At 59.2% G+C, this 14,480-nt stretch carries 12 protein-coding genes; 3 read left to right on the top strand and 9 right to left on the bottom strand.

Annotation, left to right across the window (positions count from 1 at the left end; genetic code table 11):
• Positions 1-61: 61 nt before the first annotated feature.
• Positions 62-967 (top strand): transcriptional regulator CynR, encoded by a 906-nt coding sequence (gene cynR / locus IB252_RS16635; protein WP_192409575.1) that lies wholly within the window; start codon positions 62-64, stop codon positions 965-967.
• Here the strand turns inward: cynR and IB252_RS16630 are convergent.
• The 5 genes from IB252_RS16630 to IB252_RS16610 form a co-directional block, all read right to left on the bottom strand.
• A complete protein-coding gene (locus tag IB252_RS16630) occupies positions 953-1,255 on the bottom strand; it encodes a hypothetical protein (RefSeq protein ID WP_111452523.1) in 303 nt (100 codons plus the stop codon). The genes cynR and IB252_RS16630 overlap by 15 nt on opposite strands.
• A gap of 125 nt (positions 1,256-1,380) precedes the next feature.
• Complete coding sequence (locus tag IB252_RS16625; protein WP_008151464.1) at positions 1,381-1,710, bottom strand: hypothetical protein; 330 nt, start codon at positions 1,708-1,710, stop codon at positions 1,381-1,383.
• A gap of 519 nt (positions 1,711-2,229) precedes the next feature.
• Positions 2,230-2,751 carry a GNAT family N-acetyltransferase gene (locus IB252_RS16620; protein ID WP_192409574.1) on the bottom strand — a complete coding sequence of 174 codons (522 nt, stop codon included), beginning with the start codon at positions 2,749-2,751 and terminating at the stop codon, positions 2,230-2,232.
• A gap of 389 nt (positions 2,752-3,140) precedes the next feature.
• Positions 3,141-5,090: a DNA topoisomerase III gene (locus IB252_RS16615; RefSeq protein ID WP_192409573.1), complete on the bottom strand. Its 1,950-nt coding sequence runs from the start codon at positions 5,088-5,090 to the stop codon at positions 3,141-3,143.
• Positions 5,091-5,208: 118 nt separating this feature from the next.
• Positions 5,209-7,440: a C1 family peptidase gene (locus IB252_RS16610; RefSeq protein ID WP_192409572.1), complete on the bottom strand. Its 2,232-nt coding sequence runs from the start codon at positions 7,438-7,440 to the stop codon at positions 5,209-5,211.
• A gap of 367 nt (positions 7,441-7,807) precedes the next feature.
• Here IB252_RS16610 and IB252_RS16605 point away from each other — a divergent pair, with 367 nt between their 5' ends.
• The gene (locus tag IB252_RS16605) at positions 7,808-8,176 is read left to right on the top strand and encodes a DUF427 domain-containing protein (protein WP_111452527.1); all 369 of its coding nucleotides are present in this window, start codon (positions 7,808-7,810) and stop codon (positions 8,174-8,176) included.
• A 68-nt stretch (positions 8,177-8,244) separates the two neighbouring features.
• On the opposite strand, the gene lldD is transcribed toward IB252_RS16605, so the two are convergent.
• The 3 genes from lldD to IB252_RS16590 form a co-directional block, all read right to left on the bottom strand.
• Positions 8,245-9,387, bottom strand: a complete 1,143-nt coding sequence (gene lldD / locus IB252_RS16600) for an FMN-dependent L-lactate dehydrogenase LldD (RefSeq protein ID WP_192409571.1) — start codon at positions 9,385-9,387, stop codon at positions 8,245-8,247.
• A 94-nt stretch (positions 9,388-9,481) separates the two neighbouring features.
• The gene (locus tag IB252_RS16595; RefSeq protein WP_111452529.1) at positions 9,482-11,104 is read right to left on the bottom strand and encodes an MFS transporter; all 1,623 of its coding nucleotides are present in this window, start codon (positions 11,102-11,104) and stop codon (positions 9,482-9,484) included.
• 134 nt (positions 11,105-11,238) lie between these two features.
• Complete coding sequence (locus tag IB252_RS16590; protein WP_192409570.1) at positions 11,239-12,906, bottom strand: GMC family oxidoreductase; 1,668 nt, start codon at positions 12,904-12,906, stop codon at positions 11,239-11,241.
• A 121-nt stretch (positions 12,907-13,027) separates the two neighbouring features.
• On the opposite strand from IB252_RS16590, the gene IB252_RS16585 reads away from it, so the two are divergent.
• On the top strand, positions 13,028-13,912 hold the full coding sequence (locus IB252_RS16585) for a LysR family transcriptional regulator (protein WP_192409569.1): 885 nt from the start codon (positions 13,028-13,030) through the stop codon (positions 13,910-13,912).
• 86 nt (positions 13,913-13,998) lie between these two features.
• Here the strand turns inward: IB252_RS16585 and IB252_RS16580 are convergent, their stop codons facing one another.
• The gene (locus IB252_RS16580; protein WP_225607464.1) at positions 13,999-14,403 is read right to left on the bottom strand and encodes a carbohydrate-binding module family 20 domain-containing protein; all 405 of its coding nucleotides are present in this window, start codon (positions 14,401-14,403) and stop codon (positions 13,999-14,001) included.
• Positions 14,404-14,480: the final 77 nt, after the last annotated feature.

The following is a 14,480-nucleotide window of genomic DNA, read 5'->3' as shown; positions in this document are numbered from 1 at the left end:
TAGCGTCCAAGACCGATATACAATGCAGCGCATAAGCACAGCCTATAGATGGTGATTCCCCATGCTGCTCCGACATTTGCGCTATTTGCTGGCGGTCGCTGACCACGGCGGTTTCACCCGCGCCGCCGAGGCGCTTCACGTTTCGCAGCCGACCCTGTCCCAGCAGATCCGGCAACTGGAAGAAACCCTGGGCGTGAGCCTGTTCGACCGAACCTCGCGCACGGTCAAACCCACCGACGCGGGAGAGGCCTACATCGAATGCGCTCGTCGGGTGCTGGTGGAACTGGAGGCGGGTAAACGTGCACTGCATGACGTGAAGGACTTGTCCCGCGGCACCTTGCGGCTGGCCATGACCCCAACGTTCATGGCGTACCTGGTGGGGCCTCTGGTGTGCGATTACGTGGCGCGGTATCCGAACATCCATTTACAGATTTTTGAGCTGTCGATGGATGACATCGAGACCGGGCTGTTGAATGACTCACTGGACATCGCCATCGCGTTTACCCAGGTCAGAAATGCCGACATCGAGTCGATCCCGGCGTTTACCGAGACTTTGGGCGTTATGGTGGGGCGCGATCACCCGTTATACGAAAGCCAGGTCGCATTGTCCGCGCAAGAGGTCGCGCAACTGGAGTTTGCGCTGCTGGCCCCGGACTTCGTGACCCGCACCCGCATTGATGAGTACTTTGCCCAGGAGCAGATCACGCCGAAGGTGGTGATCGAGGTCAACTCGGTGAGCACCTTGCTGGAAGTCATTCGGCACACGGCCATCGCCACCATCCTTCCGGAGCCCATTGCCACCGAGGACCGGGCGTTGCGCAAAATCCCGTTATTGGGGGAGGCGCCCAAAAGAGGAGCCGCGCTGCTTCGACGCAAAAACAACTATCACAGTGCAGCGTCGGTGGCGTTTATGGAGCTGGTGTTGGGGGCGGCAACGGGTGAGTCGACAACCTCAGTCCTCTACTAATTGGCAGACACCATTGGGCGCCTTGCCCGTGGAGGACACCGTGACCGAGTCGTCATCGGAGAGGAGGATCGAGATGACGACGCCCGAACCCCTGGCTTCGAATCGGCGATCGTCGATGGCTTTGGTCTCGGCTTCCTTGCTGTTGATCAACACCGGGCCGTCCTGATCCGCGTGGACGATGATTTTGCCGGGGCAGTCCGCATCGAACAACGGCACGCCAGTGATGCTGTTTGCATGGGCAGCACTGGCCATTACGAGTAACAGCAAGCCTGTCAGTTGTATGTTCATCACAAACCTCCAATGATCCAATGCACACGGTTAACGATAGCGTTGTTTGGTGCGCACGAGACAAACAAAAAAGGCCCCGCTCGATATGACGAGCGGGGCCTTTTTATGGATGGGGTGTAGAGGTATCAGTAGAACCGGTCAATCACCCGAACTTCGTTCTGGTTCTGCATCGAGGCCCACGCCTGTTTCAGCGTTTGCAGAACATGACCGATGAAGTCCTTGTCGGCCGCGGCTTTCTTGCCGACATAGCCTTGGCCGCGACGGTACATCTTCAGTCGGGCGAGCAGGTTCTGGTTGTTCTTGTCGAACTCCGCTTCATGGGCGTGAGGCGACAGGCAGTCGATATGCACCTGGCCCGACTTGCTGATCCACAGAATATGGCTGTCATGGCTGTCTTTTTGTGCAGCGAACAGATGAGCCAGTTCATCGATAGTGGGTTGATTGTTCAGATTCATAGTAAGCCCCTTGACCATTTGGTGATCTTTCAAAGTTGATTCGCTAATACAGGTAGCCCATCGGTTAGTTGATCCCTGGCACCGAAACCAGGACGTCAGCGGTCAGCCGCCAAATTGACGGGGTCCCGCGTCTGTTGCATGTAGTCGTGTTGAATAACTGCTACGCAATAGCGTCACAACGAGGAGAAGCAGCGAAAACCTTCAGGCCACTGCCGACATTTTCAGGGTCGGCCACAAGCTTCATGAGGATTGATCGCCAGCGCTTCTCGTCCTTGTACTGGACGTTCAGGCCAGGTCAGTTTCTTCAATCTGCCTTGTGGGCAGCGTGTATCCGGGAAAAACAGCTCGGCGGTCAGACGAGCTTGCTCAAACGTGTTGCCTGTACTCCCGATCGGGGAGACGTCTGCATCATGCAAGGGCAAATCGGAGGCGTCAACGGTTTTGTAGTGATTATTTTTGCTCACTACATATTGTCGGACAAAGTCGTTTGGAATTAAAAAGCCGAATGGGAAAGCGCGGTCAGGACGCTGGCAGCGATGCCTGGAATCGGTAAACGGTGCAAGGATAACCGTCTACCGACAGCTGATGCAGGGTGAACTCGCCATGGGTGAGATCAGCCAGGACCCGGGCCCAGAACCGCTGCGCAGGCTGATTAACGTCGAGGTGGAAAATTTGCCATTGACCGGGGAACCGGCTCAAGAGGGTGGAAACGACAAACTTCGCGACGCCTTGGCCACGAAAGCGTCGACTGACAAAGAAGTAGCCGATGTTGTACTCGGCGCCGTGAAGATGGGTTTCGTCATCCACCGTCACGAAACCGGCCAATTCTCCGTCGACCTTGATCAAAAACGGCCTGGTGGCGGGGTTGCGCCAGTAACCCGGTTTGGGCTGAGCGTTGAAGAAGCCATGCTCACCGAGCTTCAGCGGCAGCCACTCGCTGAAGTCATACAGGTAGAACTGCATCAGGTTTTCAATCGTTTCCAGTTCGTCGCGCTGGGCGGCGTGCAGTTCAATCAAGGGCTGGCTGCTGATTGTCGCCATGATCGTACCTCTCAGAAAGCAGGGCTGTTGCCTGGCGGGTAAGCTGTGGAAGCTGTCTTGCTTCGGGTAATGCTGTTCACTTAGGTGCGCTCTGGGATCGTGCGTACCTTTGCGGCGAGCGAGCTTGCTCGCGCTGGGCTGCGTAGCAGCCCCAAAAATCTGACAATCATTGCCGATTTTTGTGAGTGCTACGCACTCAAGCGGGAGCAAGCTCCCTCGCCACAGGTTTCTCTGATTCAAGACTCTCTTAAGTGAACAGCATTATCTTGCTCCGGGCGTTCCGACGAAAGCGGTGTGCCAGCAACACGAATGTTGACTGACACTCCCTCTTCGCGAGCAAGCCCGTTCCCACAAAAAACATAGTCCATTCGGGCTCGCTCGAAATCCCCTCAAGCCTTGCTCGCCGGTTTTGCCGCGCGTTTGGCGCCCGTCGAGGGCTTGCGTTTGGCGGGCTTGCGTTTGTTTTTCCACGGAGTGGCACCGCGCCCGGCGGGGCTTGCCGGTCCGCTGATGGTCAGGCTCAGGCCGGCGCAACGGGCGACCTGTTTGCTCATCCACGCGGCCTGCTTGGTGACGAATTCTTCCAGGCTCATCTCGCCGCTCTGCACCATGTCCAGCGCCTGTTCCCAGATGGCTGTGGTCCCGGGGTCGGCGATGGCACGCGGCACGGCATCGATCAGGCTGAACGCGGCCGGGGTGGCGGCCAGGGCCTTGCCGTTCTTGATCAGATAACCGCGGTCGAGCAGGCCCTGGATGATCGAGGCGCGGGTCGCTTCAGTGCCGATGCCGGTGGTGTCCTTGAGTTTCTGTTTGAGCAAGGGATCTTCCACCAGTTTGGCGACGTTCTTCATCGCCTTGATCAGATCGCCTTCGGTGAACGGTTTGGGCGGTTGCGTCCAGAGGTCCTTGAGCTTGACGTCGGCCACCGCGCAGTCACGTCCTTCGGCCAATGCCGGCAGCGTTTGCGGCGCCGGTGCTTCGCGGCCCTTGGCCGGGGCAAGGGCCTCGGGCAGGGCGCGTTTCCAGCCGGGCTCGACGATCTGCTTGCCGACGGCACGCAAGGCTTCACCGGCGCAGTTGAAGTCGGCCTGGGTCCGGTCGTATTCATGGTTGGGCAGAAACTGCGCCAGGTAACGTGCGCGGATCAGGGTGTAGACCGCCCGCTGCTTGCCCGCCAGCCGCTCGAGGTTTTTCGCCGCAGCGGTGGGGATGATGCCGTGGTGAGCGCTGACCTTGGCGTCGTTCCAGGCCCGTGAGCGGCGCTGAGGCTCGAGGAAATCGTTCAAGGCGTTCAGCGCCGGATCCGCCTGTCTCAGCGCGGCAAGTATGCCCGGTGCTTCGCTGTGCTGACTTACGGGCAGGTAACCGCAATCGCTGCGTGGGTAGGTGATGACCTTGTGGGTTTCGTACAGGGCCTGGGCGATGTCGAGGGTTTCCTGGGCGCCGAGCCCGAGCTTCTTCGAGCAGACTTCCTGCAAGGTGCCCAGATCGAAGGGCAGGGGGGCCACTTCGCGCATCCGCTCGGTACGCAGTTTGATCACCCAGGCACTCGCCGCACTGCCAATTGCCGCCGCTGCTTGCTGCGCCAACGCCTGATTCAGGCAGCGATCCTGATCGTCGCAAACCTCGGAGGCTGCACGCCATTGGGCGGTGAACGTGGTGCCGTCGTGCAGCAGTTGCACGTCGATGGCCCAATAGGCGACCGGCACGAAATCGGCGATGCTGCGGTCGCGATCCACCACCAGACGCAGGGTCGGCGTTTGTACCCGACCGACCGGCAATACGCCCTGATAACCCGACTGACGCCCCAACAGCGTGAACAGCCGACTCATGTTCATCCCGATCAGCCAGTCGGCCCGCGAGCGCCCGAGTGCCGAATGGTAAAGGCTGAAGGTCTCGGCCCCCGGCTTCAGGGCTGCCAGCGCCTTGCGGATCGACGCATCGTCCAGCGCTGACAGCCATAGCCGCTGGATCGGCCCGCGATACCGGCAATGCTCCACCAGTTCCCGGGCGATCATCTCGCCTTCGCGGTCGGCGTCGGTGGCGATCACCAGTTCGCTGGCCTCGCCGAGCAGGCGCTTGACCGCTTTGTACTGGCTGGCCGTGCGCGGTTTGACGGTCATTTTCCACTTCTCTGGAATGATCGGCAGATCCGCCAGCACCCAGCGCTTGTAACGCGCGTCATAGGCGTCGGGCGGCGCGGTTTCCAGTAAATGGCCGATGCACCAGGTCACCGTGACGTCCGTTCCCAGCCAGCAGCCGTCGCCACGACGCCTGGCGCCGAGGACGGCCGCAATGTCTTTGGCCTGGGAAGGTTTTTCACAGAGGTACAGCCGCATAACCACCATCGCTCATCAACTGTCGAGAGGCGCACAGAATGGCGGCTGAAGAGCGATGGGGCAATCTTTATCTGTATGGATGTACAGTCGGTGCGTTGCGATTCATTGCACAGGCTCCTCAGTAGTTCAGGTTAACCACCGATTGGTCCAGCTTCGCGCCGGGCTCTCGCCTGAGAATGGTCAGCAACGCGGCGGTAATTACGTTCACATCATTATCGAAGCCGCCGTGGGAGGTGTCTTTTTTGGTGCCCGCGCCATAGTTCATTTTCGGATCGTTGAAGATATGCAGGGTTTGCGCGAACGCTTCGGGAAGCCCGCGACCCGTTGCGGCAAACCCGGCCGGAATGGTTTTCCCAAAGTAAAACTGGTTCCACTGTTCGGTCATGTTTTTGGCGGCGATGTTCCACTCCGCCAGATCGGGATTGCTGAAGTCCTGGTACTGCTTGTCCAGACTTTTGGCCATGCCCAGCAGCGGCATGCGTTGCAGTTCTTCATAGGCCCGGGAAACGAGGTACAACAGGGATTTGTGGTACACGCCGATGACGTTGTCATCCTGTTCGCGGCTGTCGGACATGAGGTGGATGTGGAAATCCTTGCGCTTGAGGCCTCCGCCTTCGATGACTTTGCGGTAGGTCTGGTTGGCGAAATCGAGGGTGCAGGCCGGGGCCATCAGCGTCGATGTTTCGGTGGGCAAACCCCTGGCCCACAGCAGTTGAATCAAGTGGCCATTGATCAGGGAGCCGGCGGAATGGCCGATCAAATGCAGCTCGACGTTTTTCTTGCCCATGTCGGCAATCAGGTTTTTCAGGTTCTCCGCCATTTCCACCAGCCCACGCGGGGTAAAGCCGGCGACTGCGGCGGCTTCGGCGTTCTGTTTCATCTGACTCCACTGGTCGCCGCCGGGTTTTTTGGTCGCCAGTTCCAGCGTGCGATCGAAGCCTTCCACGGCTTTGTCCTTGATCGCCTTCAATGCATCGCTGATGCTGCCGGCTTCGGGAAATAGTCCGGGCAGAGTGTCCTGGACGATATCCGCCAGCGTCTCGAGGACCCCGGTGCGCCAGGTGACAAACAGCGGATAGATGCCGTTTTCAAGGAAGTAGGGCGCCATCGCACAGATTCGATTGATCGAATCCTGCTCGGAATTGAGCCCGCCGTGGGCAATGACGGCGATGCGCAGCACAGGGGGTTTGTTTGTGGCCGGCAGCTTGTCGTACCAGGCGCGAGGCGCCTCGTAGACGATGCGTTTGACGCCCGCCCGGACGTTTTCCACGTCGGTGAGACGAGGACCGATGCTGCCGTTGTTTTCCATCACGATGGTCAGGCCGTAAGCCTGATCCTTGGTCAACAGCGGCGGCCCTTTGCGATCAGGCTCGCAGGCGCTGGCGGTGAACAGGGAAAACCCTTCGCGCTTGGCGCTTGAGCTCGACAGCGCGCTACGAAACGGTGATTGAGCGCCGTTGTGGGAGCCTGAAGGGCGTGCGTTCTGCGATAACGCGCCGCGTTCGATCGGCACCCCGAGGGCCACGGTCCAGGCGTCGGTGCCATTGGCCAGCCAGTCTTCGAACGTCAGGATGGCGAAGCCGGAAAATCCCCAGTCGGTTGACCAGGAGTTCTGCACGATGAACCCCTGATGGGTGTACCCGATCAAGGCAAAGGCGTGACCGCCCTCACTGGCCGCCGGCCATTTGATGACGGGCAGCTGAGACATGCTCTGGAATTCCACCGCCGGCTGTTTTTTGCCTTTGGGCCGCATCAGTGCCCAGCCCTGATGCACATTGGCGCAGACGTAGAGCGCGCCGGCCTCATACAGCGCCGCCATCATGGCGGTGACATCGTCCTTCTCGACGCGGTAGTAAACCCCCAGCGGCCGCGTCATGGCATCCGTTGCCCAATTCTCCGCCGGTGCTTCAAAGGCCGGAACCGATCCGTCCGGCTTGACGGTATAGGGCCACAGTTCCTGCGCGCAGACGCCGTGTTTGTGCCAACCCTTCAACGCGCCGCGACAACTGGAACCCACATAGTCCTCGCCCGGCCATTCATCATAGAGTTTGGCCAGATGATAGAGCTGGCGCGGACTCGTTTTGGTGGAGGCCCGGTCTCGCCGCCACAACAGAAAGTTGACCACCGCCGCCAGTCCGAACCCGGTGCATGCGCCTTCGCTGCCCTGGTAGAGCACCATGTTTTTGTCCAGGTAGCCCGAGAGTTCAGAAGCAATGTCCTTGTCGGCGGGCCAGGAGGGCGGCAGCGACTGGACCCGTGGGGTAAAAATACGATCGCGCAAGTCGAGGCGATCCGGACGGGCGTCGAGGGTGATGATTTTCTGGTCGAGGGAAAACTGTGTGGCGGGCATGGTGAGACCCTCAAGTTTCTGAGACTCAAATCCCCACGCCATGCCACGACTGCCTGTCTGAGCAGCAGGGAGGTCAACGGTCTTATTGATCGTAGACGATGTTTTACCGGCTTTGAGTGTTTGCCCCTCTTAATGCGGTATCTGGTGCTTGATCCGGTTCAGAATCGAACGGCCGGCGAGGGGGCTTTCTCCCGTTCGGCTGCGAAGCCGTCGTGAATGCAAAACATGAGGTATACCTAATGAACCGCGGTCGCGGCGTGCCCCTGTTGGAGCAAAGCTTGCTCGCGATGAACGATAACCCGATGTGTCTGGCTTGACGCCATCGCGGACACCTGCAGGTCCATCACCGTCATGAGGAACGTATTTCATGAAAAGCACCGGTCCTAGTCCTGTCATCACCATTGCGGAGCAGCCGGGCTGCCTGCTTGTGAAGTTTCACGGTATCCAGGTGGCCGCCTCCGCACGGGCGCTGGTGTTGCTCGAGGCCAACTATCCTCCGGTGTATTACGTCCCGCGGGAGGATATCGATGAAAAGTACTTTGCCCGCACCGATCACACGAGTTATTGCCCCTACAAGGGCGATGCCAGCTATTTCAGTCTGCAAGTCCCGGGACATGAAGGCGCTAACGCGGTGTGGAGCTATGAAGACCCTAAAGTGTCGGTAGAGCAGATTCGCGGCTACATGGCGTTTTATCCCGATCAAGTGACCTTTGAAGTTCTCAAAGACGTTGAGTGAGGGTCGTTTTCCAGGCATCCACGAAAACGCCGCGCATGGGCGCGGCGTTTTAAGGTCAGGTGTTCAGCTCATCGAACAGCATCCACCAGCGTAGATTCATCAATCTGACTAATCGAGGTCACCCCGGTCAAGGTCATGGCGACGCGCATTTCCTTGGCGAAGATATCCAGCATATTTTCCACCCCGCGTTGACCATCGGCGGCCAGCGCATAGGCCATGGAACGCCCCAGCAATACGCCTTTTGCGCCCAGCGCCAACATCCGTACGACATCCAGTCCCGAGCGGATTCCCGAATCGACCAGCACCGTCAAATCATTACTGATGGCTTGCATGATGGGCGGCAATGCCCGAGTGGTGGAAAGCACGCCGTCCAGCTGTCGCCCGCCGTGGTTCGACACGACAATGCCATCCGCGCCAAAGCTGACCGCATCCCGGGCGTCCTGAGGATCGAGAATGCCTTTGATGATCATCGGGCCTTTCCAGAACTCACGAATCCACTCCAGATCGCTCCAGCTGATCGAAGGGTCGAAGTTGTTGGCCAACCAGCCCATGTAGTCTTCGAGGGTTACGGCTTTGCCAAGGTACTTCGAGATATTGCCCAGGTCGTGTGGACGCCCCATGAGGCCGACGTTGAATGCCCAGTCGGGTTTGGTCATGGCCTGAAGCATTCGCCGCGATGATGCAAAAGGGCCTGACATGCCCGAGTGTGCGTCCCGGTATCGGGCGCCGGGCGTGGGCATGTCCACGGTAAACACCAGGTTTTTCACACCGGCGGCCTTCGCCCGCTCCAGTGCATTTCTCATGAAGCCTCTGTCCTTCAACACATACAGCTGAAACCAGATGGACTGCTGGCTTTGTGCCGAGACTTCCTCGATCGAGCACACCGACACCGTTGACAGGCAAAGCGGAATGCCTTTGTTCTCCGCGGCTTTAACCGCCTGCACCTCGCCACGACGGGCGAACATGCCCGTCAGGCCGACCGGGGCCAATATGATCGGCATTGAAAGCGGTTGGTCGAAGAGGGTGGTTTCAAGACTCAAGGTCTCGACGTTTTTCAGAATGCGCTGACGCAGGCTGATGCCCGTCAGATCGGCGCTATTGGCCCTCAGCGTATGCTCTGCATAAGCCCCGCCATCAATGTAATCAAACAAAAAACGCGGGAGTTTGCGACGTGCTGCCTCGCGATAGTCAGATGCGGATGAAATGATCATGGTGCCTCGGTCTGTGAATGGCGGGGCTGCCGATGTCGTCGAGCTTACCTGTGGTGAGGGGATAAATCCCCTCACCACAAGGATTGTGGTGAGCTCAGTTTTTATCGAGGTCCACGTTCTTGGTCTCACGCAAACAGATCATCCCGACGACCAGGCTCACCCCGGTTATCACCACCGGGTACCACAGCCCGTAGAAGATGTCCCCGGTGTACACCACCAAGGCAAACGACACCGTTGGCAGGAAACCGCCGAACCAGCCATTACCGATGTGGTACGGCAGGGACATCGAGGTGTAGCGGATGCGGGTCGGGAACAGTTCGACCATCAGCGCCGCCAGCGGGCCGTAGCACATGGCGGAGATGATGATCAGCGCGACGATCAGCGCCACGATCATCGGTTTGTTGATCAGTTGAATGTCGGCTTTTGACGGATAACCCGCCAGGGTCACGGCGCCTCGCAGGGCCGCTTCATCGTAGCCTTCAAGTTTCACTTCACCGACGCTCACCTGTATGGCGCTGCCGGCAGGTAGAGCTTCACTGTTGTAGGGAAGGCCTTGTTTCACCAGGAAGGTTTTGACCTTGTCGCAAGGGCTATCAAATTTCGCCTTGCCCACCGGGTCGAACTGGAAGGTGCAGGTGGCCGGGTCCGCCAGCACGGTGATCGGTGCCTGACGGCTGGCCTGGTCAATGGCCGGGTTGGCGTAGTGGGCGATGGATTTGAAGATCGGGAAGTACAGTGCAGTCGCCAGCAGCAGGCCGATCATCAGCACCGGTTTGCGCCCGACTTTATCCGACAGCCAGCCGAAGAAAATGAAGAACGGTGCGCCGATGATCACGCTGACGATCAGCAGGCTGTTGGCCAGCGCCGGGTCCATTTTCAGGAACTGGGTGAGGAAGAACAGCACGTAGAACTGCGCCGCGTAGAAGGTCACGGCTTGTCCGGCGTTGATGCTGAACAGGGCGATCAGTACGACTTTAAGGTTTTCCCATTTGCCGAAGGAATCGCGCAGCGGCGACTTGCAGAGTTTGCCTTCCTCTTTCATTTTCACGAACGCCGGCGACTCGTGCAGGCTCATGCGAATCCAGGTCGAGATGCCCAGCAGAATGATCGAAAACAGGAACGGAATCCGCCAGCCCCAGACTTCGAACTGGTCACCGGTGAAGTAGCGGCAACCGAGCACCACCAACAGCGACAGCAGCAAGCCGAGGGTTGCGGTGGACTGTATCCAGCTGGTGTGGAAACCGCGTTTACCCAGCGGCGCATGTTCGGCCACGTAAGTGGCAGCGCCGCCGTATTCACCGCCCAGGGCCAGGCCCTGAAGCATGCGCAGCAGCACAAGAATGATCGGCGCGGCGATGCCGATACTTGAGTAGGTCGGCAGCAGCCCGACGCAGAAGGTCGCCAGGCCCATGAGGATGATGGTCGCAAGGAAGGTGTATTTACGCCCGATCATGTCCCCCAACCGGCCGAACACCAGCGCGCCGAACGGCCGCACGATGAAGCCGGCAGCGAAGGCCATCAGCGCAAAGATGAACGCCGTGGTGTCGTTGACCCCGGCGAAAAACTGTTTGCTGATCACCGCCGCGAGGGCGCCATAGAGGAAAAAGTCGTACCACTCGAAGACCGTCCCGAGCGACGAGGCGAAGATGACTTTCTGGGTTTCCTTGCTGGTGCCCGCGCTGCGCACGGCTTCCAACGGCTGAACATGTTCTGACATATCGGTATCCCTCACAGTGATTGTTTTTTTTGTTCCACTGGTGTTGCGTTTTCCTTGCAGGGTTAAAGCTCAATGTCCGTGAATCTAGTGCGATCCTTGTGGGAGTGAGCCTGCTCGCGATGGCGTCGTGTCAGTCAACTCGATGTTGAATGATCCACCGCTTTCGCGAGCAGGCTCGCTCCCACAGGGATAGTGTTTACAGGAGTGGCCAGGATCAGTTGTGCTGCCTTTTCGGCAATCATCAGCGTAGGCGAACAGGTATTACCCGAGGTGATGCGCGGCATGATCGAGGCGTCGGCGATGCGCAGGCCGGGGATGCCATGGACTTTGAGTTGCGCATCAACCACGGCGTGCGCGTCATTGCCCATGCGGCAGGTGCCGACCGGATGGAAAATCGTGGTGCCGATGCGGGCGGCGGCTTCATGCAATTGTTCGTCGCTCTGCAAGCTGTCGCCGGGCAAGTACTCGACCGGATTGAACGCTTGCAGGGCCGGTGCGGCGACGATGCGGCGGGTCAGGCGAATGGCGTCTGCTGCCACCCGCAAGTCCTCCGGATGGCTCAAGTAATTGGGCTGAATCAGCGGTGCTTCCTGCGGATCGGTGGAGCGAATCTCGACGCGGCCTCGGCTTTGCGGCCGCAGATCGCACACCGACGCCGTGAAGGCGGGGAAGGCGTGCAGCGGCTCACCGAAACGCTCCAGCGACAGTGGCTGAACGTGGTATTCGAGATTCGCCGACGTCTGCTCCGGTCCCGAACGGGCGAAGGCCCCAAGTTGACTCGGTGCCATGGACAGCGGGCCGCTGCGGTCATACAGGTAACGCAGGCCCATGCCCATCTTGCCCCACAGGCTGCCGGCGATCTGGTTAAGGGTGCGGGCGTTTTCCAGTTTGTAGATCAGGCGCAGTTGCAGGTGATCCTGAAGATTGCCACCCACGCCGGGCAGTTCATGGGCAACGCCGATCCCCAATCGTTGCAGCAGCGGGCGAGGGCCAATCCCGGAACGTTGCAGGATGCTCGGTGAGCCGACGGAACCGGCGCACAGCACGATTTCCTTGCGCGCCTTGAAGGTTTTCGGCTGACCCTGCCAACGCGCACTGACCGCTGACGCACGGCCGTTATCCAGCAGCACGCGGTCGACTTCGACGTCAGTCAGTACGGTGAGATTGGGGCGGTTGCGGATCGGTTTGAGAAACGCCTTGGCCGCGTTCCAGCGAATACCGGCCCTCTGGTTCACCTGAAAATAGCCGCAGCCTTCGTTGTCGCCCTGGTTGAAGTCATCGATGCTGGCGATGCCGGTTTGCTCGGCGGCGCTTTGGAAGGCATCGAGAATCGGCCACGACAGTCGCTGACGTTCGATCCGCCATTCACCGGCGGCGCCGTGAAACTCCGAGTCGCCAGCAAAATGGTTTTCGCTTTTTTTGAACAACGGCAGCACGTCGTTCCAGCTCCAGCCGGGATTGCCCTGAGCCGCCCAGCCGTCGTAGTCGCCGGCCTGGCCGCGCATGTAGATCATGCCGTTGATCGAGGAACAGCCGCCGAGCACCTTGCCACGCGGGTAACTCAGGGCGCGACCTTGCAGGCCAGGTTGCGCTTCGGTCTTGAAGCACCAGTCGGTGCGCGGGTTGCCGATGCAGAACAGGTAACCCACGGGGATGTGAATCCACGCATAGTTGTCGCGTCCGCCGGCTTCGAGCAGCAGCACGCGATGTTGCGGGTTGGCCGACAATCGATTGGCCAGCAAACAACCGGCCGGGCCGGCCCCGACCACGATGTAGTCGTATTCATCCAGGGAAGTCTGCATCCGTGACCTCATGTTGTTGTTCTTGTTGTCGGTCATCCTAGTTGTTAGCTTTCGTCAAAAGAATGTTAGTTTTTGCGCAGCCGCTGTGCGTTTTTAAACAGCCTCACCTCAAGGACGGTTCATGTTCGACTGGAATGACCTGCGGTTTTTTCTCGAGTTGCAGCGCAGCGGGCGCCTGCTCACCGCTGCCCGCCGTTTGAACACCACCCACGCCACCGTGGCGCGGCACATCGAGGCCATCGAAAAGAGCCTCGGCACGGCGTTGTTTGTCCAGCATGCCCAGGGTTATGAGCTGACCCCGGCGGGCGAAGCGTTGCTCAAACACGCCGAAGCCATGGAGAACGTCGCCTTGCTGGCTCAGGAAGAAATCACTCAGTCGAGCGCACCGTTAGGCAAGATCCGCGTCGGCGTGACCGAAGGGCTGGGCATCATGTTCCTCGCCAGCCGCATGAACGGCTTGTTCGAACGTTATCCGGGGCTGGAAGTGGAACTGGTGGCGGTGCCGCGTTTCGTCAGCATCCTCAACCGCGAAGCCGAGATCAGCATCCACCTGGAGCGCCCGGCCGCCGACATGCTGGTCACGCGAAAACTGACTGACTATCGATTGGCGCTGTACGCCAGCCAGGCGTATCTGGATCGTTCGCCACCGCTGCGCAGCCGCGAAGACCTCGCTCGCCACGCCTGGATCGGCTATGTCGATGACTTGCTGTTCAGTCAGGAACTGATGTTCCTCAACAGCTTCTGCCGCAACCCGCAGGTTGTGTTTCACAGCACCAGCGTCATCGCTCAACAACAGGCCGCGCGTTCCGGGTTGGGGATCGCCGTGCTGCCGTGTTACATGGCCAGCGCCGATCCTGGTCTGGTGCCGTTGCTGCCGGACGAGAGTATTCAGCGCAGCTACTGGATCAGCACGCGGCGTGAGCTGCACAAGTCGGTGCGGTTGCGGGTGTTGTGGGATTACGTGGTGGGGTTGTGTGAGGCCGAGCAAGGGTTGTTGATGGGATAACACACACACACATCAAAAGATCGTCCTGACGTGGCCCGATCTTTTGATCTTGGGAGAATACATTTTCCCTAATGTTCACTCACGCCTCAGAATGTGCCGATACTCTTTGTGCGGAAAACCAACTTCACCGTGTTGTTGGGGCCGGGCTGCCACTTCACGTCGGTCGGGTCGTTCTCTTTGCGCACGATACACTTCCATTCCTCATTTTTGCCGTCGTCCGTGCCTGGGAAAAGTACCTTGCCGGTCCATGTAGCGTTGTTAGGGGCGGGTTTAGGGTCGAGCTTTACGGCCTTGGCCGGATCCCAATTCCCTAACTCCGGATGGTTGCCGACAACATAGACGCTGTAGCCGGGCACCGTGTTGCCGTTATCGCATTGAAATTCCACTTCGTCTTTTAAGGGCTCCCACGTGACACCTAGGGCATCGCGGAACACGGGCAGCATTGCCAGCAAGCAAACGCCCAGCGGCAATAGGTAGTGATTGCGAGACATGATGAACACCTCAATTCATTCCGGTGGGCGCAGCTTAGCCCCGGCCAAACTGAATGTGACCTGTTAGATATGACAGT

It is taken from the genome of Pseudomonas sp. PDM10, assembly GCF_014852295.1.
GTDB lineage: Bacteria > Pseudomonadota > Gammaproteobacteria > Pseudomonadales > Pseudomonadaceae > Aquipseudomonas.
This window is presented reverse-complemented; position numbering and strand designations above follow the sequence as displayed.